Origin of the sequence: Pseudomonas fluorescens (genome assembly GCF_902497895.1) — a bacterium.
GTDB classification, from domain to species: domain Bacteria; phylum Pseudomonadota; class Gammaproteobacteria; order Pseudomonadales; family Pseudomonadaceae; genus Aquipseudomonas; species Aquipseudomonas fluorescens_BP.
Genome location: NZ_CABVHQ010000168.1, coordinates 1 through 568, shown reverse-complemented (window position 1 = coordinate 568; position 568 = coordinate 1). Strand labels below are relative to the sequence as shown.

Annotated in this window: 1 pseudogene; it reads left to right on the top strand. The window is 64.1% G+C overall.

Annotated elements, in window-relative coordinates:
• A pseudogene (locus F8N21_RS30695) lies at window positions 1-568 on the top strand (hypothetical protein); the annotation flags it as partial.

Here is a 568-nt window from a genome sequence, read left to right as displayed (position 1 = left end):
ACCACGGCCTACTGGGTCCACAAGCTGTCCGTAAAGAAACCCTTCTCGCGCAATTTCGTGCTGGTCCGCCATCGCCTGCAAGCGCCGAAGCTCGAGGGCAGCCCGGACACGCCGCCGAGCCTGACCTTCTACAGCCTGTACCTGCACCTGCAGGACTGGGCGGTTTACCAGGAGGATGCCGCACTGGTTCGCCCGGCGTTCTGGCCCGAGGGAGTGGTCCGTCGGGTCAAGGCGACGGTAAACGACATACGCCCCGGCCAGCCAACGCAATGCGGCCTGAACGTGCGCAATCAGGCCCGATCGGGCAAGGTGCTCGACCTCCTGCCACGGGGGGCGGAGGTGACGGTCAGCGGCGACGGAGACTACCGCAAGCTGGAAAACACCCTTGGGCCGGCCAAGCTGACCAACGCCGAGGGTTCGCTACGCGGCTATGTTTCCATCAGCGATCTGAGACAGATTGCCGGTGACCAATATCAGGTCGCGACACGCTGGGGCTCGCTCGATGTCTACGCCGAACCGAGCCTTCACAGCGCCGTTCTCACGAAACTGCCGGATGGCACGCAAGTCA